The sequence below is a fragment of the Nocardiopsis sp. CNR-923 genome, from assembly GCF_001942255.1.
In the GTDB taxonomy this organism is placed as follows: domain Bacteria; phylum Actinomycetota; class Actinomycetes; order Streptosporangiales; family Streptosporangiaceae; genus Nocardiopsis.
Genome location: NZ_MKKC01000011.1, coordinates 109,108 through 133,188 on the forward strand (window position 1 = coordinate 109,108; position 24,081 = coordinate 133,188).

General features: G+C 73.6%; 19 protein-coding genes and 3 pseudogenes. 6 read left to right on the plus strand and 16 right to left on the minus strand.

Annotated elements, in window-relative coordinates:
- Window positions 1-61 precede the first annotated feature (61 nt).
- A complete protein-coding gene (locus BJF83_RS00825; RefSeq protein WP_075924770.1) occupies window positions 62-616 on the plus strand; it encodes a transcriptional regulator in 555 nt (184 codons plus the stop codon).
- A 427-nt stretch (window positions 617-1,043) separates the two neighbouring features.
- Here BJF83_RS00825 and BJF83_RS00830 read toward each other — a convergent pair whose 3' ends face one another.
- Window positions 1,044-1,640 (minus strand): ABATE domain-containing protein, encoded by a 597-nt coding sequence (locus BJF83_RS00830; protein WP_075924771.1) that lies wholly within the window; start codon window positions 1,638-1,640, stop codon window positions 1,044-1,046.
- 122 nt (window positions 1,641-1,762) lie between these two features.
- Between BJF83_RS00830 and BJF83_RS00835 the strand changes: the two genes are divergently transcribed.
- Complete coding sequence (locus BJF83_RS00835; protein ID WP_075924772.1) at window positions 1,763-2,554, plus strand: MBL fold metallo-hydrolase; 792 nt, start codon at window positions 1,763-1,765, stop codon at window positions 2,552-2,554.
- A 189-nt stretch (window positions 2,555-2,743) separates the two neighbouring features.
- Here BJF83_RS00835 and BJF83_RS00840 read toward each other — a convergent pair.
- From BJF83_RS00840 to BJF83_RS00850, 3 genes and pseudogenes are all read right to left on the minus strand, one after another.
- Window positions 2,744-4,770: pseudogene (locus tag BJF83_RS00840) on the minus strand (DUF6351 family protein).
- 515 nt (window positions 4,771-5,285) lie between these two features.
- A complete protein-coding gene (locus BJF83_RS00845; RefSeq protein ID WP_075924773.1) occupies window positions 5,286-5,858 on the minus strand; it encodes a pyridoxamine 5'-phosphate oxidase family protein in 573 nt (190 codons plus the stop codon).
- Window positions 5,859-6,021: 163 nt separating this feature from the next.
- On the minus strand, window positions 6,022-7,395 hold the full coding sequence (locus tag BJF83_RS00850; protein ID WP_075924774.1) for an MFS transporter: 1,374 nt from the start codon (window positions 7,393-7,395) through the stop codon (window positions 6,022-6,024).
- A gap of 245 nt (window positions 7,396-7,640) precedes the next feature.
- Between BJF83_RS00850 and BJF83_RS00855 the strand changes: the two genes are divergently transcribed.
- Window positions 7,641-8,876: an NAD(P)/FAD-dependent oxidoreductase gene (locus tag BJF83_RS00855; protein ID WP_075924775.1), complete on the plus strand. Its 1,236-nt coding sequence runs from the start codon at window positions 7,641-7,643 to the stop codon at window positions 8,874-8,876.
- Window positions 8,877-8,922: 46 nt separating this feature from the next.
- Here the strand turns inward: BJF83_RS00855 and BJF83_RS00860 are convergent, their stop codons facing one another.
- The 5 genes from BJF83_RS00860 to BJF83_RS00880 form a co-directional block, all read right to left on the minus strand.
- Complete coding sequence (locus BJF83_RS00860; protein ID WP_075924776.1) at window positions 8,923-10,140, minus strand: FAD-dependent monooxygenase; 1,218 nt, start codon at window positions 10,138-10,140, stop codon at window positions 8,923-8,925.
- Window positions 10,137-10,757, minus strand: a complete 621-nt coding sequence (locus BJF83_RS00865) for a TetR/AcrR family transcriptional regulator (protein ID WP_075924777.1) — start codon at window positions 10,755-10,757, stop codon at window positions 10,137-10,139. Before BJF83_RS00865 ends, BJF83_RS00860 begins: the two co-directional genes overlap by 4 nt.
- Window positions 10,758-10,827: 70 nt before the next feature.
- Window positions 10,828-11,481, minus strand: coding sequence for a nucleoside/nucleotide kinase family protein (locus BJF83_RS00870; protein ID WP_075924778.1), 654 nt, complete (start codon window positions 11,479-11,481; stop codon window positions 10,828-10,830).
- 64 nt (window positions 11,482-11,545) lie between these two features.
- On the minus strand, window positions 11,546-12,082 hold the full coding sequence (locus tag BJF83_RS00875; protein WP_075924779.1) for an NUDIX hydrolase family protein: 537 nt from the start codon (window positions 12,080-12,082) through the stop codon (window positions 11,546-11,548).
- A gap of 246 nt (window positions 12,083-12,328) precedes the next feature.
- Entirely contained in the window at window positions 12,329-13,135 is an 807-nt protein-coding gene (locus BJF83_RS00880; RefSeq protein ID WP_075924780.1) for a hypothetical protein, read from the minus strand.
- Window positions 13,136-13,333: 198 nt separating this feature from the next.
- Between BJF83_RS00880 and BJF83_RS00885 the strand changes: the two genes are divergently transcribed.
- A complete protein-coding gene (locus tag BJF83_RS00885) occupies window positions 13,334-13,696 on the plus strand; it encodes an STAS domain-containing protein (protein ID WP_075924781.1) in 363 nt (120 codons plus the stop codon).
- Between the two features lie 36 nt (window positions 13,697-13,732).
- On the opposite strand, the pseudogene BJF83_RS30775 reads toward BJF83_RS00885, so the two are convergent.
- A pseudogene (locus BJF83_RS30775) lies at window positions 13,733-15,459 on the minus strand (PH domain-containing protein).
- A complete protein-coding gene (locus tag BJF83_RS00895) occupies window positions 15,456-15,953 on the minus strand; it encodes a PH domain-containing protein (RefSeq protein WP_075924801.1) in 498 nt (165 codons plus the stop codon). The pseudogene BJF83_RS30775 and the gene BJF83_RS00895 overlap by 4 nt, the downstream one beginning before the upstream one ends.
- 101 nt (window positions 15,954-16,054) lie before the next feature.
- Between BJF83_RS00895 and BJF83_RS00900 the strand changes: the two genes are divergently transcribed.
- Both BJF83_RS00900 and BJF83_RS00905 read left to right on the plus strand, forming a co-directional pair.
- Window positions 16,055-16,963, plus strand: coding sequence for an SPFH domain-containing protein (locus BJF83_RS00900; RefSeq protein WP_075924782.1), 909 nt, complete (start codon window positions 16,055-16,057; stop codon window positions 16,961-16,963).
- Between the two features lie 16 nt (window positions 16,964-16,979).
- The gene (locus BJF83_RS00905; RefSeq protein WP_075924802.1) at window positions 16,980-17,201 is read left to right on the plus strand and encodes a hypothetical protein; all 222 of its coding nucleotides are present in this window, start codon (window positions 16,980-16,982) and stop codon (window positions 17,199-17,201) included.
- Between the two features lie 69 nt (window positions 17,202-17,270).
- Here BJF83_RS00905 and BJF83_RS00910 read toward each other — a convergent pair whose 3' ends face one another.
- From BJF83_RS00910 to BJF83_RS00925, 5 genes and pseudogenes are all read right to left on the minus strand, one after another.
- Window positions 17,271-18,104 (minus strand): helix-turn-helix domain-containing protein, encoded by an 834-nt coding sequence (locus tag BJF83_RS00910; protein WP_075924783.1) that lies wholly within the window; start codon window positions 18,102-18,104, stop codon window positions 17,271-17,273.
- On the minus strand, window positions 18,101-18,232 hold the full coding sequence (locus BJF83_RS28175) for a hypothetical protein (RefSeq protein WP_262391215.1): 132 nt from the start codon (window positions 18,230-18,232) through the stop codon (window positions 18,101-18,103). Before BJF83_RS28175 ends, BJF83_RS00910 begins: the two co-directional genes overlap by 4 nt.
- Window positions 18,217-18,504: a hypothetical protein gene (locus tag BJF83_RS00915; RefSeq protein WP_083678359.1), complete on the minus strand. Its 288-nt coding sequence runs from the start codon at window positions 18,502-18,504 to the stop codon at window positions 18,217-18,219. Before BJF83_RS00915 ends, BJF83_RS28175 begins: the two co-directional genes overlap by 16 nt.
- A gap of 132 nt (window positions 18,505-18,636) precedes the next feature.
- The gene (locus tag BJF83_RS00920; RefSeq protein ID WP_075924784.1) at window positions 18,637-22,011 is read right to left on the minus strand and encodes a pyruvate carboxylase; all 3,375 of its coding nucleotides are present in this window, start codon (window positions 22,009-22,011) and stop codon (window positions 18,637-18,639) included.
- A gap of 236 nt (window positions 22,012-22,247) precedes the next feature.
- Window positions 22,248-23,911, minus strand: a pseudogene (locus tag BJF83_RS00925) (FAD-binding dehydrogenase).
- Window positions 23,912-24,081 lie beyond the last annotated feature (170 nt).

Genomic DNA, 24,081 nt, shown 5'->3' on the forward strand with positions numbered 1-24,081 from the left:
GATTGAGAAAAATCAATCTCGATGAGTTCCCGACCCCGCCTCCGTTCGTTAGGCTGTCGCCATGGTTGAGCTGGAGAACGGCGGCGACACGGTTCCCGCTGGGAGAGGTCGGCGGCGCCCGGCGACCGTGCGCGAGGCCAAGGCCCTGGCGCACCCGTTGCGCGTACGGATCCTGCGGCTGTGCCTGCACCGAGAGCTGACCAACAAGGAGCTCGCCGACCGGCTCGACACCACTCCGGGCACGGTGCTCTACCACGTCCGCCAGCTCGTCGACGCGGGCCTGCTCACCGCCGCGCCCGTGCGTACCGGCGACAGCGGAGCGTTGGAGAAGCCCTATCGATCCACGGGCCAGACCTGGTGGCTCTCGCTCGCAGACGCCCAGGACGAGTCCGCCGCCGCGCCCCTGGCCGCCTTCCAGGAGGAGCTGGGCGAGGCCGGGCCGGAGTCGGTGCGCGCGTTCTCCCGGTTCGTCCTGCACCTGTCCGACGAGGACGTCGCCGAACTCGACCGGCGCATCGTCGCCGTCCTGGACGAGTTCGTCGCCACCGACGACGAGCGCCGCGACCAGCCCCTGTGCGGCGGGTTGTTCGTCCTTCACCGGCCCGCCGGGTCCTGATGCGGGCTCCGCGGAAGGTCTGTTGCCGCGGCGGTCAGACCTCGTGCTCGGGGTTCGACCTATGGCCCAGGTCCAGGAGCTGGTCCTCGCCGGGAGGTACCCGTCAAGGGGTCTCGGTGCTCTCGATGGTGCCGTGACCGGGCTGATCGCACCCGGTCAGCCCGTGAGAGCTTGACCGCGGCTGGGGCTGTCTGACCGTCAGCGCGGTGGCCGGCGCACCGGGTGCGGGACGAACGAGTGCGGCGACCGGGTCAGGGCCGCGGCGTACCGCGCTCGTGGACGGGTCTGGACCACGGCCGAGGGCCGAACCACCCGACGTCAGCCCCGTCGGTGCGTCGCCGTCGTTCCCGGCCCAGCGCGTCCCAGGCCTTCTCCCGCGTCACCGAGACGGCGCCCTGGTTCTGGTGGACGATCCCCGCTGGGAGCCTCACTCCGTTCCCGTTCCGGAACGCCGGGCGTAGGCGCGGGCCGCACGGGCGCGGTCGCCGCAACGGGTCGAGCACCAGTGCCGACGGCCGTGCCGGACCAGGTACCGGTTGCAGGGGGCGGAGCCGCAGGCGGTGAGACGCTGGGCGTCCGCACTCGTGAGCAGGTCGGCGGCGTCGGCGGCGAGGGTCGCCAGGGCGTGGTCGAGGATCCGCGTGGTGGGGCGGGGCGTGGCGCGGTAGGGGCCGGACGTGTCCTCCCACAGCAGCAACGGGGCGGTGGGGACGCGGGTCAGCTCGTCGTTGACGGCGCTCAGGGCGGCGGGCGGGGCGGGCAGTCCGCGGGTGCGTGCGGCGAACAGCGCCCTGACCTGCTCGCGGAGCGCGCGCAGCCGCGACGCGCGCATCTGGCGCATGTCGGTGTCCGCCGGGGCCAGGTCGTGCTCGGTCAGCCACCGCCTCGCCGCCGGGACCGTGTCCAGGAGGTCGACGAAGCGTCCTGCCGGAAGTGCGATGACGGTGTTGACGAGGGCGAGGGAGGAGTACCGCTCCTCGCCCGGCGCGGGCAGCAGCTCAAGCTCGGCGGTGGGGTCTTCCATGGGTCTCATGCTACGGCGTACGGCCGCCCAGAAAGATCACGTTTGAACTTGCCTTCAACCGTGAGACTCATCTACGCTCGCATCACGGTTGAAAACGTATCTATCCGTGAGGTGTTTCCTTCATGTCCTCGTCCTCCACGACGGCCGCCCACGTCCCCGTCCGCGTCTTCGGCGGTCCGACCGCCCTGTTCGAGTACGGCGGCCTGCGCTTCCTGACCGACCCGACCTTCGACGGTCCCGGCGACTACCCCACGCCGGCCGGTGTGACCCTCACCAAGACAGCCCCCGCCACGGGCACGCCCGCCGACCTCGGCCGGGTGGACGCGGTGCTGCTCTCCCACGACGAGCACGCCGACAACCTCGACGTCTCCGGCCGCGCGCTGCTGGCCGACGTTCCGCTCACCCTGACCACCACCGGCGGCGGCCAGCGACTCGGGGGAAAGGCCACGGGCCTGGCGGACTGGGAGTCCGTCGAACTGGAGCGCCCCGGGGGCGGCACCGTCACCGTGACCGCCGTCCCCGCCGTGCACGGCCCGGCTCCGCGTGAGGAGGTCGAACCGATCGCCGGGCAGGTCGTCGGCTTCGTCCTGACCGGAGAGGGACTGCCCACCGTCTACGTCAGCGGCGACAACGCCTCGCTCGACCGGGTCCGCGAGATCGCCGACCGCTTCGCCCCGGTCGACACCGCCCTCCTGTTCGCCGGCGCGCCACGGTCCCCCGGTCTCTTCGACGAACTGCCCCTGGTCCTCGACAGCGCCCAGGCCGCCGAGGCGAGCCGCGTCCTCGGCGCACGTCGAGTGGTGCCGGTCCACTACGAGGGCTGGGCCCACTTCACGGAAGGCCGCGCGGACCTGGAAGCCGCCTTCGACGAGGCCGGACTGACCGACCGGCTGGACTGGGGCAGCCGGGGCTGACCGTGCCCCGGGCGAGCGGCGGCTCACCGCGCGGCCGCGTCCGTCGGCTCGGTGGCGTTGCGGAGGGCCGGCGTTCCCCCTGGGCGAGCGAGGCGCGCGCCGTCGGGAATCGCGTGTGAGCATGGGCCGAGTTCGTCCCGTCCGTGCGCCCCGGTTCCGGTCCTGCCCTGGGTGGGATTCAGGCTCAGATCAGAACCGGAGCCAGGTCCCCGCCAGCCCCCGCCGCCCCTCACCGGGAGCAGACCAGTCGCACACCCCGTCCGCGAACACCCGCGCCGCGCGCTCGGCCTGTTCCTGCGTGAACTCGGCCGGGTGCGCGTCGGCGTCGAAGGGCACCCGGCGGCACCGGATCACGTCCGAGGTCACCGGCGCGCCCGCGACCATGCGCGGCGACGCGTGCGTCGGGAAGGCCTCGGCGCAGGCGTCCCCGCTACCGGTTCCCAGGGGCAGCTGCTCGCCGACCACCCGCCGCCGGGGCCCGTCGCCCACCCAGCAAGCGTCGGTCAGCCACACGGGCCTCGCGGCGCGGATGTGCTCCATGGCGGGCCGCTCCGGGGCGCGCCTGCGCCGCTCCAGCACCCCCGTCGCCCAGGCGTCCAGCTCCCTCAGCGCCCGCCCGGCCACCGGCGCCGCAGCCGAGAACCCGCCCGACCCCCGCCCCTCGACCAGCATCACGTGGTTGTCGACGGAGCCGTTGGCCGCGCGCAGCCGCTCGCGGGTGGCGAACGAGTGGTAGCGCATGTGCACGTCGCCGTCCGGGGAGTCGTCGGTGTAGGTGCGGTGGTCCACGACCGGGATGCGCGACAGACCCGCTCCGCCCGCCAGCACCCTGCCGGTGCGGTAGGCGACCTCGGTCGCGGCGGGATCGGCCCCCGTGCGCGCGGCCACCACGTGCCCGTCGGCGTCGAGCCCGCCGACGTGCTCGTTCAGGTGCAGGAACTCGTCCACGCCGATCGTCCCGTCCAACAGCGCCCCGAGCCCGTACTGCACGCCGACGTTGTCCAGCGGACGCCGGGGCAGGCCGGTGTACGGATCCGTGCCGTACACGTTGACCGTGTGCGCGAACAGCTCGCAGCGGGCTCCGCCGGGGTTGCGCTCGGGGTGGTAGCGCAGTTCCCCGGGAACCCGCGCCCGACACACGCCCCGGGGGTCGATCCGCACCGCCTCCCCGGCCATGCGTGCGAGGCTCCGCCACGTCGGGAACCCCGAGACCGCCAGCCGCTGGTCGCGGGTGAGCGCGTCCGGGTGCTCACGGGCGTAGGCGTCGAGCAGTAGCGCGTCCGCCGCCGCCGGGACGAGCGAGGTCAGCACGTCGGGAAAGCTCTGGGAGACCAGGACGCCGTCCAGGAGCCCCGGGTAGTTGTCGGCGATCTGGTGGGACTGGTACGCGCCGCCGGAGGACCCCCAGCCGAGGGTGAGGTCGGGGGAGCCGTGGGCCAGGACGAAACGCTCGCGGACCGCCGCCATGGTCTCGGCGGCGAGCAGGTCGTTGCAGTTGAACCCGAACACGTTGAGCGTGGCGGAGGCGACCGCGTACCCCTGGGAGAGCATCCCGGCGTCGAGCACCCCGGCTGTGCGCGAGCCCTGCACGAACCAGCCGCCCTTGCAGCCGCCGCCGAACTTGTACACCAGCCTCCGGTTCCAGCCCTCGGGCGCGTGCCAGGGGTCGGGTTCCGCCGCGCCCGGGGTGAACAGCGTCGCCGTCTCGTAGATCGCCCGGTTGGCGGTCCCGGTCTCCACCCGCACGGTGAAGGGGACCCGCGCGCCCGTGGAGGTGGTGGTCCGTGCGGCGTCGCCCGGAACGCGGCCGGGGTCGGGCATCGCCGCCCACGCGCCGCCGGCGGTCCGGTACATGTGCCGGACCACGGTGGGGGCGGAGCAGTCCTCGTCCAGGGGCGCGCCGAGCGTGCCGCCGCCGTGCAGGGCGAAGACGTCGGTCTCACACGCGAACGGGCTCTCGTGCGGACCGGAGAACACCGGTCCCGACGCCGGGTGGTTGGTGACCGCCAGCCGGGTCCGCCGCCGCCCCAGCGCCGCCACCAGGGTGGCGCGCCCCTCGGGCAGCCCGGCGACCACCCCCTCCAGTGCGGGCCCGACGCCCTCCAGGTGGACCGTCGCCAGGCGCCGGTGACGTCCCGGCCGTCGACTCTGAGCCGGGCCCGGCCCGGGTCGGCACCGGCCGGCAGGCCGATCCGGACCAGGGCGGTGCCGCCCATGACCGCGTCGGCCCGGGAGGAGAGCACCTGGAGCGTCGGCCGACCCGCGCCGCCCGCGGCGGGGGGCGCGATCGCGGGGGCCGCCGACGGCGCCAGGACGGCGGCCAAGGCCCCGACGGCGTTCTGGGGGGCGGGCGGGGCCCCGGAGACGGTGAACACGGCGGCGCACAGGGCGGCTCCGGCGCCGACGAGGACGCGTCTGACGCGCGGTGTCACCACGGGCGTTCTCGGGGCGGATCGGCCGCGGGTGCCGCGGCCGGAGGCCGCTGGGGATCGCTCACGCACGCCCCGATCGTGTCCACCCGGTCAGCGCGGGCGCGGGGAACACACCGGGGATGAGGCGGGCTTTGCACTCCCATGACGCCTCGGATACCCCGCACCGGGCCGAACCGAACACGCGCCCGCGCGGCGACGGAGGGCAGGCGACCACCGGTCCCCAGGCCGCCGGGGATCCGGTGGGCGCCCGCGTCAGCGCTGTGCGGCCCGAGGGCGAGGCGGGCCCGGGGCCGTGTCCGTCACGACCTGGCGATCCTGCGCCCGCTCACCCGGGAGGGGGTGATCTTCAGGACCTGGTCGCGCGGCCCGGCCGCCCACGGCTGGGGCATGCGTCCCTGCGGAAGCCGGGCGAGCTCCCCGGCGTCGCGGACCCACCGGCACCGCCCGGAGGTCAGCACGCTCCACCCCTCGCGCCGGTCCTCGTCGAAGTGGTCGACCTCGAACGAGGCGTACCCGCGCCCGTGGCGCATGATGGTCCCCGCCAGCGTGGACCGGAACACGATCGTGTCGCCGGTCATGAGGTAGTTCACCGGCAGGACCGTCGGCGCGGCGTCGCCCTCGATGGTGAAGGCCACGCGGCCGATGGTGTGCGAGGCCAGCAGGTTGAGGCAGGTCTGCCGCTCCAGGACGGTGAAACTGGCCGCGGCGTCACCCTCGGCGAGGTCGGCTCCCGTCAGGAGCTCGTCCTCCTCGCCGAGCCGGGCGGTGCCCTCCATGACGTCGGCGGGCTGGCGCTGCTCCGGCGGAGAGGCCGGCGTCGTGGCCGCCCCCAGCCCTGGGGAATCCGCGCCCGCTCCGCGTGTTCCTTCCATCACGAGCCTCCTGACATGGTGCCTTCCTCTCGTCCCTCGCCGTGCGCGCCGACCGGAGCCCGAAGGCGCGGCCCCACGGTTGTGACGGCGAGGGCTTGCACTGATCGCCTACCCGGTCGGACGCCGACTCAAACGAGAGCCCGGTCTCGTTGGCGGGACGCGGTCAGCGGCGGGCGCGGCCGGCCAACCCGGAGGGGATCTCGTCCAGGGAGTCGTCCTTGGTCTCCCGGCTGACCAGCAGTGCCGCCAGGGTGAGCGCGCCCACGAGCACCAGGTAGCCGCCGACCCAGTTCAGACCGAACGCGCTGGCCAGCCACGTGGCGATGTAGGGGGCGAACGAGGCGCCCAGCAGACCGGCCAGGTTGTAGGCGACCGACGCGCCGGTGTAGCGGACGTTCGTCGGGAACAGCTCCGGGAGCAGTGCGGCCATGGGGCCGAAGGTCAGTCCCATGAGCGACAGGCCGATGATCAGGAAGGCCAACACGCCGACCGTTCCGCCGTTGCCCATGAGCGGTCCCATCGCGAAGCCGAAGACGATGATCGCCGTGGTCACGGTGATGAGCGTGGGGCGCCGCCCGAACCGGTCGGCGATGATCCCGGCGATCGGGGTGAAGATCCCGAAGAACACGACGCCGACCAGCAGGAACACCAGGAACTGGGATCGGTCGTAGCCCAGGCCGTTCTCCGGGTCGGTGCCGAAGCCGAGGGAGAACACGGTCATCAGGTAGAACAGCACGTAGGTGGCGAGCATGATGAGGGTTCCCAGCACGACCGCCGGCCAGTTGCGGCGGAACACCTCGACCATCGGCGTCTTGACCCGCTCGCCCGCGGCGACGATCTTGGCGAAGGCCGGGGTCTCGTGCAGGGTGAGGCGCACCCACAGTCCGACCACGATCAGGACCGTCGACAGCAGGAACGGCAGGCGCCAGCCCCAGGTCATGAACGCCTCGTCGCTCATGGTCCCGGTGATGGTCAGGAACACGCCGTTGGCCAGGAAGAAGCCGATCGGCGCGCCCAGTTGGGGGAAGGAGCCGTAGAAGGCCCGCTTGGCGCGGGGCGCGTTCTCGGTGGCGAGCAGGGCGGCCCCGCCCCACTCTCCGCCCAGGCCCAGCCCCTGGCCGAACCGGCACAGGGCCAGCAGCAGCGGCGCGATCACGCCGGCCTGCGCGTACGTGGGCAGAATGCCGATGGCGATGGTGGCCACGCCCATGGTCAGCAGTGAGGCGACGAGGGTGGCCTTGCGTCCGACGCGGTCGCCGAAGTGGCCGAACACCCAGGAGCCGATGGGGCGGGCGACGAAGGCGATCGCGAACGTGGCCAGGGACTGCAACCGGGCGGCCATCATGTCGCCCTCGGGGAAGAACAGCGCGGGGAAGACCAGTACGGCGGCGGTCGCGTAGATGTAGAAGTCGTAGAACTCGATGGACGTGCCGACGAGACTGGCGGTGAGGACCTTGCCCCGGGAGTTGGGCGGCGGGTCCTGTGGCGCGGCGCCCGGCCGAACCGGCTCCGGCGCACGTGCGTCGACATCCGTCATCGTGTCCCCTTTTCAACATCGTGCTGGTGATCTGGGAGGATCGTAGTCGGGATGAGTGAAATGTGAAAATTTTGTCTCATATTTTGGGCAATCAATGGTCGCCTGGCCCCGATTCCGCGTCGCTCGTCCCACGCGGGCGTGCCACGGGCGCCGCGGTGACGTGGGTCTCCCCTGGCGATGTCACGTGCGGGACCGGCCACCCCGTCTGAAGGGGTGAAGGTCAACGCACGGATGGGAGACGCCCCATGGCACATGACATCGTGGTTCTCGGAGCGGGATACGCCGGGCTCGCCGCGGCCCGCAAGATCGACCAGGACGCACGCGCCCGCGCGGTGGACGTCCGCGTGACCCTGGTCAACGCCAGCGCGGACTTCGTCGAACGGGTCCGCCTGCACGAGGTCGCCGCCGGGCGCGACGTGGGAGTGCGCCCGCTGGCCGCGTCGCTGGAGGGCACGGGCGTCGAACCGTCGGTCGGCTGGGTCGAGGGGATCGACCTCCGCACGCGGCGGGTGCGCGTCCGCACCGACGCCGACACCCGGGAGCTGGGCTACGACACTCTCGTCCACGCCCTGGGCAGCACCGCGGCCTCCGCCCCCGTCCCCGGCGCCGCCGAGCACGCGTACACGTGTGCCACGCTCGGCGGCGCACGCGCCGTCGCCGCCCGCCTGGCCGAGGGGGGAGTGCGGCGCCTGGCCGTCGTCGGCGGCGGCCTCACCGGGATCGAGGTCGCCACCGAGATCGCCGAGAGCCACCCCGACGTGCGCGCGGAACTGCTCACGCGGGGCGTTGTCGCCCCCGGCACTCACGCCAGGGGCCGGGCCCACCTCCTGAGGGCTCTCGAACGACTCGGGGTGGCGCTGCGCGAGAACACGTCCGTGGCCGAGGTGGACGCCAGCGGCGTGCGCCTGACCGACGGCACCCGCGTGGCCGCCGACCTCGTGGTGTGGACCGTCGGGTTCTCGGTCCCTCCGCTGGCACGCGAGGCCGGGCTCGCCGTGGACGACGACGGGCGCGCGTGGGTGGACGGAACGCAGCGATCGGTCTCCCACCCCGACGTGTACGTGGTGGGCGACGCCGCCCACGGGGCCGCCCCGGACGGCGCGGTCATGCGGATGTCCTGCGCGATGGGCCTGCCCATGGGGTCGAACGCGGCCAACGCCGTCATCGACCGCATGACCGGGCGCGAGCCCGCCTCCGCCCCGTTCGGCTACGTCTTCCGGTGCGTGAGCCTCGGGCGCCGCGACGGCCTCATCCAGTTCGTGACCGCCACCGACGCCCCGCGGTCACTCGTCCTCACCGGCCGCCTCGCGGCCGGTTGCAAGGAGTACATCGTCTCCTCGGCCTACGGCCAGGCGAGCGGCGACGTGCGGATGGCGGACTCCTACCTGTCCGTGCTGCGGCGTCTGTCCCGGCGCGCCGCCCGGCGGCACGCGCTCTCCGCCGCGGCGCGGACCGGGGCGGTGGGAGCGGCGGGCCGCTGATCCGGGCCGACCGCGCCGCTGGGCGCGGTCGGGGCCGCGACCGGTCTCAGACGCGTTCCCGTTCCGGGACGAGCTTGGGACTGGCCAGGAACGGGCGCGCCACCCGGTCGGCCAGCCGGGTCGCGGCCAGCCGCAACAGCTGGCGCCGAACCAGCAGCCGCGTGGTCGAGGCGGGCACGAACCACCGGGCCAACCGCCGCCCGGCCGCCTGCTTGACCTCGATCACCGGCTTCACCCGACCCTCGTACCGGGACAGGGCCGCGGCGAGCTCTCCGCCTGAGCGTGCCGGGGCCAACTCCCGGCCCAGCACCTCGGCGGCTGCCACCGCCATGCTCGCTCCCTGACCCGCCATGAGTGACACGGCCTGGCAGGCGTCGCCGACCAGCACGACCCGCGAGCGCGACCAGTCGGGCACGACGATCTGCTCGACCTGGTCGTAGAAGGGGCGCGCGGGGCAGGACTCCAGCAGCCGCGCCAGGTGCCAGTCCATGCCCGCGTACACCCCACGCAGGCGGGCGCGCGGGTCGGCGGGCATCGACCCTTCCGGCGCCAGGTGGCACAGGAAGGTCGCGCCCGTGGACTCGGACAGGCGGTACAGGCCCGCCTGCACCCCCGGAGCCTCCAGCATGTGCACCTCGCGCCCGAGCTCGTCCGCCACCCGGGCGTCCTCGAACAGGAACGCCGCCGTGTGCGCCCCCAGGTAGCGGCGGTACCGTTCCTCGGGCCCGAACACCAGCTCCCGTACGCGCGAATGCACGCCGTCGGCGCCCACGAGCAGGTCCGCCCGCTCGACCGCGCCGTCGGTCAGCTCCACCGTCACCCCGTCGGCGTCCTGGTCGACGCGGGCGACGCTGAGCCCGTGGCGCACCTCGGCCTCCGGGCCCAGGGACGCCCGCAGCTCCGACTCCAGGTCGCCGCGCAGCAGGGAGACCAGGCGTCCCCCGCCCAGCCGCTGGGTGGCCTCCAGGCCCATCCGCGCGGTGCGGCGGCCCCGCGGCGTCCGGTACTGGATCCCCTCCAACCGCAGGTCGTGGGCGTGCACTCGGTCGCGCAGGCCCATGGTCTCGATCGAGTCGTAGCCGGGGCCGAAGAAGTCGATGACGTAGCCCCCGGGTATCCGGCCCTCGGCGGCCCGGGCTCCGGCGTCCGCGGCGTCGAGCGGATCGGCCCGGTGCTCGACCGCGGTCGTCTCCCAGCCCGCGCGGCGCAGCCACCACGCGGTGGCCAGCCCGGCGATGCCCGCGCCGACGATGATCGCCCTCATCGTGCGTCCTCCTCACCGCCGGGCGCCGACAGGAGTCGGCGCAGGGGTTCGGCGTAGGCCCGCGGGCCGGGCACCGGGATCAACGCGCGGTGCAGGACGATCCCGTCCAGGAACGCGCACAGGAGTTCGGCGACCGCCTCGGGCTGGGGCGTGCCGTGGTCGGTCAGCCACACGGTCATCGCCGAGCGGACGTCCAGCAGGATGCGGGACATCGTCGTGTGGAGTTCGGGGTCGCGCGAGGCCGCCAGGTAGGCCTCGGCGAACAGGACGGAGGCGGGGTCCTCGCCCGAGTGGGCGTCCATGGCGCCCAACGCCGCCGTCACCCCCTCGGCGGGGTTCGCGGCGGCGGTCATCGCCGAGAGGGGGCCGTCGAGCACACCGGTCAGCGCCGAGTCGACGGCGGCGCGCAGCAGGGCCTCCAGCGAGTGGAAGTGGTAGTGCACCAGCCCCGGCCGGACCTCGGCCCGGGCGGCGACGAGCCGGGTGGTGACCGCGTTCCAGCCGACCTCGGGGATGAGCTCCACGGCGGCCGCGATCAGCTTGGCCCGGCTGGTCCTGCCGCGTGCGGAGGAGGTGACGGGAGGTGTCCAGCGATTTTGGTCATTCGCCTTGGTCATATGACCAAGCTAAGGGCGCGCGGGGCCCGGGTCAAGCGGCGGACGGGTGCGCCGTGCAGCCGGGCCGGGTTCAGCGGCGGTCGAGCACGTCCGCGCGCACGACCCTGGTGCAGCGGTCACGGAAGCGCTTGACCAGTTCACCGTTGGGGCGGTCACTGCGCTCGACCCACTCCCGCGCGGCCGCGTCGGTCAGGCCGCCCGCCCGCTGGCGGCGGTGCAGGCGCAGCTCCCGCACGTCGTCGGGGGCGTCCACGTACCAGAGCTCGGTGAACAGGGCGCGTGCCCGGGGCCAGGGGTCGTCGTCGTTGGCCAGGTAGTTGCCCTCGGTGACGACCAGGCGGGTGTGCGGCTCCACGACGTGCCGGGCGGCGACGGGCTCGTGCAACCCGCGGTCGTAGTCGGGCACGTACACCGGGTGGTCGGCCTCCTCCAGGAGACGGCGCACCAGCGCGACGTACCCGTGTGCGTCGAAGGTGTCCGGTGCGCCCTTGCGGTCACGGCGGCCGAGGCGGTCGAGCTGGGCGTCGGACAGGTGGAACCCGTCCAGGGGCAGGTAGCCGGCGGTTCCGGGCGCCGTGCGCCGGTCGACCTCGGCCACCAGGCGGCGGGCGAGCGTCGACTTCCCTGCGGCGGGCGCCCCCGCCAGGCCCAGGACGGCGCGACGGCCGTCCCGGGAGGCGGCCAGGGCGATGGCGAGGGCGTCGGTGACGGCGGTGTCGGACATGCTCCGAGACTACGGCGGCCGGGCCGGGACGCCCCGGCCCGGCCTCGACCGACGGCGGGGACCGCTACGGCGCCTGCCCGACGTGCGCCAGCGCCTGACGGACCAGCACCCCCTGACCGCCCGCCATCTCCTCGTGCACCATTGGGTTGGCCGCCTCCTCGGGCGTCAGCCACACCAGGTCGAGGGCGTCCTGGCGCGGCAGGCAGTCACCGGACACCGGGACGATGTAGGCCATCGCCACCGCGTGCTGGCGGGGGTCGTGGAACGGCGTGACCCCGGGGGTGGGGAAGTACTCGGCGATGGTGAAGGGCTGCGGCGAGGAGGGGATGCGGGGCAGTGCGACCGGGCCCAGGTCCTTCTCCAGGTGGCGCAGCAGGGCGTCGCGCACGCGCTCGTGGTAGAGCACCCGGCCCGAGACCACCGACCGGCTGAACGTGCCGTCCGGCGCCGCCCGCATGAGCAGCCCGATGTGGGTGACGGAGCCGGACTCGTCCACGCGGACGGGCACGGCCTGGACGTAGAGCACGGGCATGCGGCCGCGGATGCTCTCCAGTTCCCGCGTGGAGAACCAGCCGGGCTGGGTGTCTGCGGTCTCGGTCATGGGGTGCGCGGCGGGCCCGCCCGGACACGCCGGGACGCGGACGCCGCTCCCTCCCTTCGCTCTCGTCGTGACCCTGGGGTCTGACCGCCCGGTGGACCAGGCGGTGGCGCACGTGTGCAGTACCGCTTCTACCGCACCGGAGGGTCGAACGCACGGTGCGGGTGGGAGTTCGGGTGTGTCCGGCGTCGCGGTCGCCGGGCGACACGGCCAGGGCCGGTTCTTGGAACGGCCGCCCGGGGCGACTGTCTAGGCCAGCTCCCCGTGGAGTTCGGCCACGGCTCGGGCTGCGGCCCGGAGCGGCTCCAGCGAGGCCAGTGCCGCGTCCTGCTCGGCGCCGTCCGGCGCGGCCAGCAGTTCCGCGGCGATGCGGTCGATCCGGGCGGCCTCGTCCAGGTCCCTGACGCGCCGGGCGACGGCACGGACCTCCTCGGCGTAGGCGGCGACCACGGCCGCGCGTTCACGAACGCGCGTACGGCGTGCGTCGAGGGCCCGGATCGCTCGGGCCTTGGCTCTGGACGCCTCCGGGCCTGTGGCCGCGACGCCGTCCAGGTTCCGGGCGGCGTCGGACAGCGCCAGGAGCTCCAGTGCGATCCGCCAGAGCACGTCGCGCAGGACCACCCGATCGCGCTGGCGGTCGAGCAGGTCGCCGTGCGGGCGGGGCAAGGGGGTGTCCAGGACCGTCGCGACGTCGTCGGCCAGGGCCAGGGCGATGTCGCGCTCGGCGTCGGTGAGCATGTCCCCGGTGACGAAGTCCGAGCGCGGTTCGTAGCGGGCGCGGGGCGGTCTCCCTCGCCGGGCCGCCCCGCGTGCGACGCGGCTCGCGCCGACGAGGCCGACGAACAGGGGCGGCAGTGCCAGGAGCGCCGTGACGCCGTTGCCCCAGGCGATCCCGCCGACGAGCAGGACCGCGCCCAGGGCCGAGCAGACGAGGGAGCTCGCCGCGGCAGGACAACCGTCGCCGGGGACGTCGGGTTCGGGCGTACGAACCGCCTCCTCCCGCACCCGGTGGGCGCGGACGCGGTCGGGGTCGAGCCCGGGACGGACGATCAGCATGTGGACTTGGACGGGCGGTCGAGGCGCGGCGTTGCGACGCCGCGGCGAGGATTTCTCGCGAAAAGCCCCCACGCGGTCACGACAGGGGTTACGATCTCATACGCGGTCGCGTAGTGGATGGACTACGTCCAGTGAGAGGTGGCCCGAGTGGCGAGTGCTGACCGATTCCGTTCCGGGGAACGTTTCCCCTGCACGGGAGTGACGGTGGTCCCCGTCCACGGCGACATCGACCTCGCCACCGCCGACCGTCTGCGCGACCGACTGCTGCGGGCCGCGCGGGACTCCCGGCGGGACTGCCTCGTGGTGGACATGTCGGGTCTCGACTTCTTCGGCGCCAGCGGGCTGCACGCCCTGCTCGCCGTCCACCACGTCCTGACCCGCGAGGGGCGGCACGTGGTGCTCGCCGAACCCGCCCCGATCGCCGCACGCGTCCTCGACGTCCTCGACATGGGCCGGGTGTTCGAGATCTACCCGATCCTGGAGATGGCCCTGACCCACACCAATGGGCCGCGGTGCGACGACGCCCCCTTCTCCGGCCACCCGGTCACCGGGGCGCCCTGACCGGGACCGCGCCCGGCCCCGCCGTGACGCGGGAACCTAGGACCGGGCGGTCCCCTTCGTCCCCTGGCCGCCCCTCACCAGGAAGGGCTCCAACAACCCCGGAACGGCGGCGTCCGCCCATGCCAGCCCCTGATCGAGTCCGACGTCCACGGCCGCGTACATCCCGTCGCCCGCCGCCGTGGTGGCCGCCACGTCGGCCAGCCCCGCCCACCGCTGGAACGGCGACCGCGTGATCCGCCAGCCGATCACCGCCGACCGCTCCAGGGTCACGGTGTCGCGGGCCGCCATGCCCTGCCGCACCACCAGGTAGCGCGGGTGCAGACCGTGGCCCAGGGCGCGGTAGGAGCCGACCGCGTAGCCGAACGCCAGCACGCCGAACAGCGCCGCCGCCACCGCCCAGCCCCAACTGGGTGTGGCCTCCACCGTGCGCGTCGCCAGCGGCAGCGGGATGAACTCCTCCTCGACCTCGTGCACGTGCGACCACCACGCCTCGGTGGCCAGGGCGTGCGCCCAGGCCAGCAGCGCGGCGACCACCGCGCCGACGACCGTGGCGACTCCCGCGCGGGTGAGCCGGCGGCGCAGCGCGGATCCGGGGTGCGCGGTCAGCGGCACGTCCAGGGGCGAGTCCGGAGTCCGCATCAGCGCGGCGGCCAGCTCACGGGCCCGTGCCCGGGGCATCCCGGGCGACAGGCGGCTCTTCGCGCTGGTCTTCTTCGCGTCGGTCGCGGCCAGCCCCGTCGCCACGGCCCGCACGTGCGCCCCGCCCGCCAGGCGCATCACGAACGGCTCGTGCAGCGTGACGCCGTTGAGCCGCCGCTCCTCCACCGACAGCGACACGCTGGTCAGCAGTCCCCGGCGCAGTCGCACAGTGCCGTCGGGCTCACGGGTGAGCCGGTAGTTCCACCACGTCTCCACGGCCACCGCGGTCAGCACGACCACACCGGACACCAGGAGCGCGATCAGGGCCGTGGGAACCACCACGAGCAGCCGTGCCATCACGTACGAGGACATCTCGTCCGGTGTGGGCAGCCCCAACCGGCCCGACACCCAGTCCCAGGCCCAACCCTGGGTCTGGGCGTTGAAGCCCAGGAGGGCGGCGATGGCGCCGAGGCCGACCCCCAGTGTGGCGGTGGTCGCCGAGGCGAAACCCAGCCACGCGGGCTTGAGTCGGGCGAGCTCGACCTCGCCGGCCCCGGCCTCTCGCGCACCGACCGGTTCCCGCGCGCCTCCCGCGCTCCGGCAGGGACGGTGGATCCCGCGGCGCGGCCCCGGTCGAGCAGGTCGCGCCGCAGGGCCTCGCCCTGGTCGGCGGTGACGTAGAGGAGCTGGAGCTGGTCCGAGCCGCCGGAACCGACCTTCTCGCCCGTGCCGACGGTCACCGAGCACAGTCCGAAGATCCGCACGAAGATCGGCGCGGCCACGTCCACGCTGCGCACGCGCTCGCGGGGAATGGACCGGTAGGACTTGGCGATGATCCCCGAACGCACCTCCATGCGTTCGCCGGTCACCCGGAACCGGGTCGCTCGCAGTCGCAGCAGGTCGAGGTAGGTCATCAGGGCGAGGAAGGCGAGCGAGGCCGGAACGGGGACCAGGACCCACGGAGACGGGTTGGCGACGGCGAGCACGACCGCGCCGACGATCGCCGAGGGGACGAGGAAGAACCCGACGACGATCGTGGTGGCCCACACCGACAGCGGGTGCAGGCGCTCCCAGGCGATCTCGGGCTCCGGCGCCTGGGGGGAGGGGCCGTCGAAGGTGGTCATGTCGCGTCTCCCGGGGTGGCCTGGGTGGTCTCGGTGAGGCGGTCGGCCACCTCGGTGGCCAGGGTGTGGTCCAGTCCGGCGATCTCGATGGGACCGGCCGCCGAGGCGGTCGTCACGGTCACGCTGGACAGGCCGAACGCGCGCTGGAGCGGGCCCCGTTCGGTGTCCACGGTCTGGATCCGCGACATCGGGGCCACCCGCCACTCCTGCCAGACCCAGCCGCTGGAGGTGTACACGGCGGTGTCGGTGACCTCCCACCGGTGGACGCGGTAGCGCCACTGGGGCATGACGGCGGTGATCAGCAGACCGAGGCCGCCGATCACCGCGGTCGCGAGGAGGAACCAGAACCGGGGCGGGGCCCAGATCAGGGCGGGGATCACCGGGATAACCGTGAGGACCACGGTGACCACCAGTGACCGAGTCGTCCACCACCAGACGGCACGCCGGTCAACGCGGTGGTGGGGTGGGCGCAATCGCGGGGCGCCGGTGCTCATCGCGTCCACGTCTCCTCTCGGTAGGGGCCCGGTCGGGCCTGCTAGTAAAAGTGATATCACAATGCTATTCTCCAGTCATCACTTGGAGGAGAGAAGCGACCATGAGCGAACCCACCCGGGCCTCGCGCCCCACCCCCCAGTACAGAGAGCACGACGCCCGCGGCCTGGACGGACTGCTCATGACCGCCGTCTGCGTCGTGCTGATCCTGGCGGGGGCCGCGATCGCCGTCCTGCCCGTGCTCGGCCAACCCCCGCTGCTGATCGGCGTCGGCTCGGTCGTGGCCGTCGCGGGCGCGGTCCTGTCCCTGGGGCTGACCATGGTCTCGCCCAACGAGGCGCGCGTCGTGCAGCTGTTCGGCCGTTACGTCGGCACCGTCCGCACCGACGGTCTGCGCTGGGTCAACCCCTTCACGCTGCGCGGCGTCATCTCCACGCGCATCCGCAACCACGAGACCTCCGTCATGAAGGTCAACGACGCGGCGGGCAGCCCCATCGAGATCGCCGCCGTCATCGTGTGGCAGGTCCAGGACACCGCCCGGGCCACGTTCGAGGTGGACGACTTCGTCCAGTTCGTGTCCACACAGACCGAGGCCGCCGTCCGCCACATCGCGGGCCGGTACCCGTACGACTCCTACGAGGCCGCGGACGCCCCGTCCCTGCGCGACAGCGCCGACCTCGTCACCGAGCAACTGTCCAAGGAGGTCGGCGACCGGGTCGCGGCGGCCGGCGTGACCGTGGTGGAGACGCGGTTCACCCACCTGGCCTACGCGCCGGAGATCGCGCAGGCCATGCTCCAGCGCCAGCAGGCCGGAGCCATGATCGCCGCCCGTCAGGAGATCGTGGAGGGGGCCGTCGGCATGGTCGACCGCGCCCTGGAACGCCTGTCGCAGGACCGGATCGTGGACCTCGACGAGGAGCGCAAGGCCGCCATGGTCAGCAACTTGCTCGTCGTGCTGTGCTCCGACCGCCCCACCAACCCCGTCGTCAACACCGGGACCCTGTACCAGTAACCCGGACGAGGTGGCCGTGCCCGAGCGAAAGAAGGTGCTGCTGCGGCTCGACCCGGCGGTCCACGACGCGCTCGCGCGGTGGGCCGGTCAGGAGCTGCGCAGCACCAACGCCCAGATCGAGTTCCTCCTGCGCCGTGCGCTCGACGACGCCGGTCGCATGCCCGGGGACGCACGCGACATCCCCCGCCGTGGCCGCCCCCGCAGGGCGCGGCCGGAGGAGGAGCCACCCGAGGAGTGACGAAACCGGGCACCCCCGGTCGGGGGCGCCCGGCTCCGCCGCCGCTCGGGCGGATCCGTCCCGCCGGGTTCAGGGCGCGTCCGCGTCGGTGAGCGCGGACACCGCGGCGCGCAGGGCACGGGCGGTGGCGCGGTCGGCGGGCAGGAACGACTCGATCCGCAACTCCGAGACGGTGACGTCCACGGGGGTGCCGAAGGTGGCCACCGTGGACAGCAACGCCAGCTCCTCCCGACCGTGCCGCAGCCGCAACGGCACTGCCAGCGCGGAGGCCGCGGCGGCCTCGCCCAGGGAGGGACCGGAGTCGGCGCAGGGGTAGTCGCGCAGCTCGCGGTACAGGTCCCGCAGGCCGGGGTCCGCGGTCCACTCCGCCTCACGGCGCAGTCGGTCCAGCAGGTGGGCCCGCCATTGCCCGAAGTTGACGATCCTGGGCGCCAGCCCCCTGGGGTGCAGACCCACGCGCAGGACGTTGACCGGTGGTTCCAGCAGTTCCCCGGCGACCCCCTCCAACAGGACGGCGATACCGCCGTTGGCCTCCAACAGGGTCCAGACGCGGTCGACCACCACCGTGGGGAACGGCTCGTGACCGGCGAGGACCTGCCGGACCGTGCCCCGCAGCGCCTCCATGTCGGGCCCGTCCACCGGCGTCTGCGCGTAGACCGGGGCGTACCCGGCGGCGAGCAGCAGCCGGTTGCGGTCCCGCAGTGGCACGTCGAGGCTCTCGCTGAGGCGCAGGACCATCTCCCGGCTGGGCCGGGAGCGGCCGGTCTCCACGGAGCTGAGGTGCCGGGTGGAGATCTCCGCCTTGATCGACAGGTGCAACTGGCTGATCCGCCGCCGGTTCCGCCACGACCTCAGCAGCGGCCCGACTCCGGGCTGCGGAGCGAGCGCCGCGCCCGGGCTCACGCGGTCTCCAACGCGGCCCCGCGGAGCGCGAACCCCTCGACCACGGTGATCCCCGCGACCGCCAACGCCTGCGCGAGGACGACGGCGACGCCGAACGCCGACGGCGCGGCCATCAGGACGACCGCCACCGAACCCGCCACCCACAGGCGTTCAGGACCACCACGGGCGCGGTCTCCCACGACCCCGGCGTCGGGCGTGCGGCCAGCAGCCACAGCACGGCGGCGAACGGGATCAGGAAGGCTCCCGCTGACAGCACCAGCGCGAGGGGCAGACCGAGGAGTGCGGGCAGGACGGGCGCGCCGAGCAGCAGCACCAGGCCGGAGCCCGCGCAGGCCAGGCCGTCCGCGCGCAGGGCCAGTCGGAGCGGGCGGGCGTCGGCGGTGAGGGGCGGGGTGGCCACGGTACCTCCTGGGGTTCTCGGAAGTGGCGCGTCCAGTCTTGCCGCAGCGGGTCATCACGTCGATGACCCGTGAGGTCATGTCCGCGCGGGAGGGGCCGGGCGCGCCCGGCCCCTCCCGCGGTCTCGGGGCCGTCAGCCCAGGACGAGGATCAGGTCACCGCCCTCCACCCGCTGGACCCCCTCGATCGCGATCCGGGACACCACCCCCGCGGCGGGGGCCGTGATGGAGGCCTCCATCTTCATGGCCTCGATGGTGGCGACCGTGGCGCCGGCCTCCACACGCTCCCCCCGCGACACGGCCAACGTGACCACACCGGCGAAGGGCGCGGCCACGTGCCCGGGGGTGTCCCGGTCCGCCTTCTCCGCCTCGCGCAGAGTGGACGACTGCGAGCGGTCGCGGATCTGGAGCGGGCGGAGCTGGTCGTTGAGCGTGGTCATCACCGTCCGCACACCGCGTTCGTCGGGCTCGCTGACGGCCTCAAGGCCGATGAGCAGACGTACGCCCGGCTCCAGGTCCACCACGTGTTCCCCGCCCTCGCGCAGCCCGTAGAAGAAGTCCGGACTGGAGAGCACGCTCGTGTCGCCGTAGGAGGCGCGGTGCGACTGGAACTCCCGGGTGGGGCCGGGGAAGAGCAGACGGTTCAGGGTGGAGCGTCGGTCCTCGGCCAGACCGACGCGGTCCTCCGCCGTCAGCTCCTCCGTCCTGCGGGCCGCGCCCCGCCCCTCCAGGGCCTTGGTGCGGAAGGGCTCGGGCCACGCCCCCGGAGGCACGCCGAGCTCGCCCCGCAGGAAGCCGACCACCGAGTCGGGCACGTCGAACCCGCCCGGGTCCTTCTCGAACTCCTCCGGCGCGACCCCCGCCCCGACCAGGTGCAGGGCGAGGTCGCCCACCACCTTCGACGACGGCGTCACCTTGACCAGCCTGCCCAGCATGCGGTCGGCGGCGGCGTACATCGCCTCGATGTCCTCGAAACGGTCGCCGAGCCCCAGGGCGATGGCCTGCGTGCGCAGGTTGGAGAGCTGACCGCCGGGGATCTCGTGGTGGTAGACACGGCCGGTGGGCGAGGTCAGACCCGCCTCGAAGGGCGCGTACACCCGCCGGACGGCCTCCCAGTACGGCTCCAGCGCGTTCACCGCGTCCAGGCTCAGGCCGGTCGGGCGCTCGGAGTGGTCGAAGGCGGCCACGATCGCCGACAGCGACGGCTGCGACGTCGTACCCGCCATGGAGGCCACCGCGCCGTCCACCGCGTCCGCGCCCGCGTTCACCGCCGCCAGGTAGGTCGCCAGCTGGCCGCCGGCGGTGTCGTGCGTGTGGACGTGCACGGGCAGGTCGAACTCGCGGCGCAGCGCCGCCACCAGCGTCGCGGCGGCGGGCGCGCGCAGCAGGCCCGCCATGTCCTTGACCGCCAGCACGTGGGCGCCCGCCGCCACGATGCGCTCGGCCAGGGCCAGGTAGTAGTCGAGCGTGTACAGCTTCTCGCTCGGGTCGGACAGGTCGGAGGTGTAGCACAGCGCGACCTCCGCCACCCCCGTCCCGGTCTCGCGCACCGCGTCGATCGCCGGACGCATCTGCTCCACGTCGTTGAGCGCGTCGAACACGCGGAACACGTCCACGCCCGTCGCCGCGGCCTCCTGGACGAACGCCGAGGTCACCTCGGTGGGGTAGGGGGTGTATCCCACCGTGTTGCGACCGCGCAGGAGCATCTGGAGGCAGATGTTGGGCACCGCCTCGCGCAGCGCCGCCAGCCGCTCCCAAGGGTCCTCGGCCAGGAACCGCAGGGCCACGTCGTAGGTCGCGCCGCCCCAGCACTCCAGGGACAGCAGCCCGGGCAGGGTCTCGGCCACCGTGGGCGCCACGGCCAGCAGGTCCGTCGTGCGCACCCGCGTGGCCAGTAGCGACTGGTGGGCGTCGCGGAAGGTGGTGTCGGTGACCGCCAGGGTGTCGGACTCGCGCAGCCAGCGCGCGAACCCCTCCGGGCCCAGTTCGTCCAGCCGCTGCTTCGAACCGGGTGACGGCCCGTTCCCGCTGGCCGCTGGCAGTTTGGCGGCGGGGTCGACCAGGTGCGGGCGGTCCCCGTTCGGCTTGTTCACCGTCACGTCGGCCAGGTAGGTCAGCAGTCGTGTGCCGCGGTCCGCGGAGGGGCGGGCGGTGAGCAGGTGCGGCCGCTCCTCGATGAACGAGGTGGTGACCCTGCCCTGCTGGAAGTCCGGGTCGTCCAGGACCGCCTGGAGGAAGGGGATGTTGGTCGCGATGCCGCGGATGCGGAACTCGGCCACCGCCCGGCGGGCCCTGCTGATCGCCGTGGGCAGGTCCCGCCCCCGGCAGCTGAGCTTCACGAGCAGGGAGTCGAAGTACGCGCTGACCTCGGTTCCCGCCGCGGCGGTGCCGCCGTCCAACCGGATTCCGGAGCCGCCGGGCGAGCGGTAGGCGCTGATGGTGCCGGTGTCCGGGCGGAAGCCGTTGGCGGGGTCCTCGGTCGTGATCCGGCACTGGAGCGCGGCCCCGCGCAGGGTGACGGTGTCCTGGCTCAGACTCAGGTCGGCCAGGGTCTCCCCGGAGGCGATGCGCAGCTGCGCCTGGACCAGGTCGACGTCGGTGACCTCCTCGGTCACGGTGTGCTCGACCTGGATGCGCGGGTTCATCTCGATGAAGACGTGCCGTCCGTCCCGGTCGACCAGGAACTCGACCGTGCCCGCGTTGCGGTAGCCGATGGTGCGGGCGAAGCGCACCGCGTCCTGGCACATCCGTTCCCGCAGCTCCGGATCGAGGTTGGGCGCCGGGGCCAGCTCCACGACCTTCTGGTGCCGCCGTTGGACCGAGCAGTCCCGCTCGAAGAGGTGGATGACCTCACCCTGACCGTCGGCCAGGATCTGCACCTCGATGTGTCGGGGCTCCACCACGGCCTTCTCCAGAAACACCGTGGGGTCGTCGAAGGCCGCGCCCGCCTCGCGCATCGCGGCCTCCAGGGCCTCGCGCAGCGCCCCCCGGGCGTCGACCCGGCGCATCCCCCGTCCGCCACCGCCGGCGACGGCCTTGACGAACAGGGGGAAACCGATTCTCTCCGAGGCGGCCACCAGGGCGTCCACGTCCGTGGAGGGCTCGGACGAGCCCAGCACCGGCACGCCCGCCGCCCGTGCCGCCGCCACGGCCGTGGCCTTGTTCCCGGTCAGCTCCAGCACGTCGGCGGGCGGTCCGACGAACGTGATGCCCGCCTCCTGACACGCCCGTGCCAGTTCGGGGTTCTCGGACAGGAAGCCGTAACCGGGGTAGACGGCGTCCGCTCCCGCCTCCAGGGCGGTCCGTACGATCTCGTCGACGGACAGGTACGCCCGCACGGGGTGGCCAGGTTCGCCGATCTGGTAGGCCTCGTCGGCCTTGAGCCGGTGCAGCGAGTTGCGGTCCTCGTGCGGGAACACCGCCACGGTCCTCGCGCGCAACTCGTTGCCCGCGCGCAGCGCGCGGATTGCGATCTCTCCTCGGTTGGCCACGAGGATCTTGTGGAACATACAGGCAGCCTCCTGGGTCTCCGCCCGTGGTGGGACGGGAACCGCCGGCGCCGTTGCCGTCGTCCGTCGCCCCGCGCACATGGTGAGGGGCACGATAGTCGGCACGCCTGGTCGGCGGCGACACCGGGGCGGCCCACGAACCGCGCCGGGCGCCCCGTGGCGCGCACCCGGACAGGTGCGGGTGACGCGTCAAGCCGCCCGTCGACCAGTGCGCAGCTCCGCCCGTCATCCGGCCGCTACCCCAGCGCGGCGGCCGCCGCCCGGCCCGCCGCGCGCCCCGAGAAGACGCACCCGCCCAGGAAGGTCCCCTCCAGCGCCCGGTACCCGTGCACGCCGCCCCCGCCGAACCCGGCGACCTCGCCCGCCGCGTACAGTCCCGGGAGCGGGCTTCCGTCGGCCCGCAGCACCCGCGCGTCCAGGTCGGTGTGCAGCCCGCCGAGCGTCTTGCGGGTCAGCACGCGCAGGCGCACCGCGATCAGCGTCCCGCCTTCGGGTCCAGGATCTGGTGGGGCTTGGCCACCCGCACCAGCCGGTCGCCCCGGTACCGGCGGGCGCCGTGGATCGACGCCACCTGGAGGTCCTTGGTGAAGGGGTTGACCATCTCGCGGTCGCGCGCGACCACCTCGCGGGTCACGGTGTCGGGGTCGAGCACCCCGTCCCCCGCCAGCTCCCGCATCCCCTCGACGAGCTCGGGCAGCCTGTCGGCCACCACGAAGTCCTCACCGTGCCGCTTGAACGCCTCCACCGGCCCCGGCGCCCCGGGCAGCACCCGCTGGAGCACGAGCCTGACGTCCTTGTTGGTCAGGTCCGGGTTCTGCTCCGACCCCGACAGGCTGAACTCCTTCTCGATGATCCGCTGCGAGAGCACGAACCACGTGTAGTCGTGGCCGCCGCGCATGATGTGCTCCAGCGTGCCCAGGGTGTCGAACCCGGGAAAGCACGGCGCGGGCATGCGCCGACCGGTCGCGTCCAGCCACAGGGACGACGGTCCCGGCAGGATCCGGATCCCGTGCCGGGCCCAGATCGGGTTCCAGTTCGCGATGCCCTCGGTGTAGTGCCACATCCGGTCGGGGTTGATGATCTGGCCGCCCGCCCGTTCGGTGATGGCGAGCATGCGCCCGTCCACGTGCGCGGGGACCCCCGAGAGCATGTGCGCGGGCGGTGTGCCCAGCCGCTCGGGCCAGTTCTGGCGGACCAGGTCGTGGTCCGCGCCGATCCCACCGGAGGTGACGATCACCGCCTGCGCGCCCAGCTCGAACTCCCCGACCACGTCCCTGCCGCTGGCCTGGCCGCGCTGGACGTCGCTGGGCGCCAGCACCGCCCCGCGCACCCCGGTCACGGTTCCGTCGGCCACCACCAGACCGTCCACGCGGTGCCGGAAGCGCAGGGTGACCAGCCCGCGTTCGACGGCCGCGCGCACCCGGCGCTCGAACGGCGCCACGACCCCCGGGCCCGTGCCCCAGGTGATGTGGAAGCGCGGCACCGAGTTGCCGTGCCCGCCGGCCAGGTGGCCGCCCCGCTCGGCCCATCCGACCACCGGAAAGAACCGCAGGCCCTGCGCGCGCAGCCACGCGCGCTTCTCCCCGGCGGCGAAGTCGACGTAGGCCTGCGCCCACCGGCGCGGCCAGGCGTCCTCGGGACGGTCGAAGGCGGCCGTGCCCATCCAGTCCTGGAGGGCGAGTTCCGCGGAGTCCTTGATCCCCATCCGGCGCTGTTCGGGGGAGTCGACCAGGAACAGCCCGCCGAACGACCAGAACGCCTGGCCGCCCAGGGACGCCTCGGGCTCCTGCTCCACCAGGACGACCCGTTTGCCCGCGTCGGCGAGCTCGGCGGTCGCGACCAGTCCGGCCAGCCCCGCTCCGACCACCACCACGTCGGCCTGGTCGACTCCACTGCTCATACGGACACTTCCCCTCGACGGTCGGGCGATGACGACGACTGTGCCCAGGCGAGTGCGCCGTGGCAAGGGAGGTGTGTGTCCCGTGCCACAGGGTTTGTCAGGGTGTGACAAGGATTCGGAGCCGTGGCACGATGTCCGGATTCACCCGGGCGGTCCGTCGCCCCTGGTCG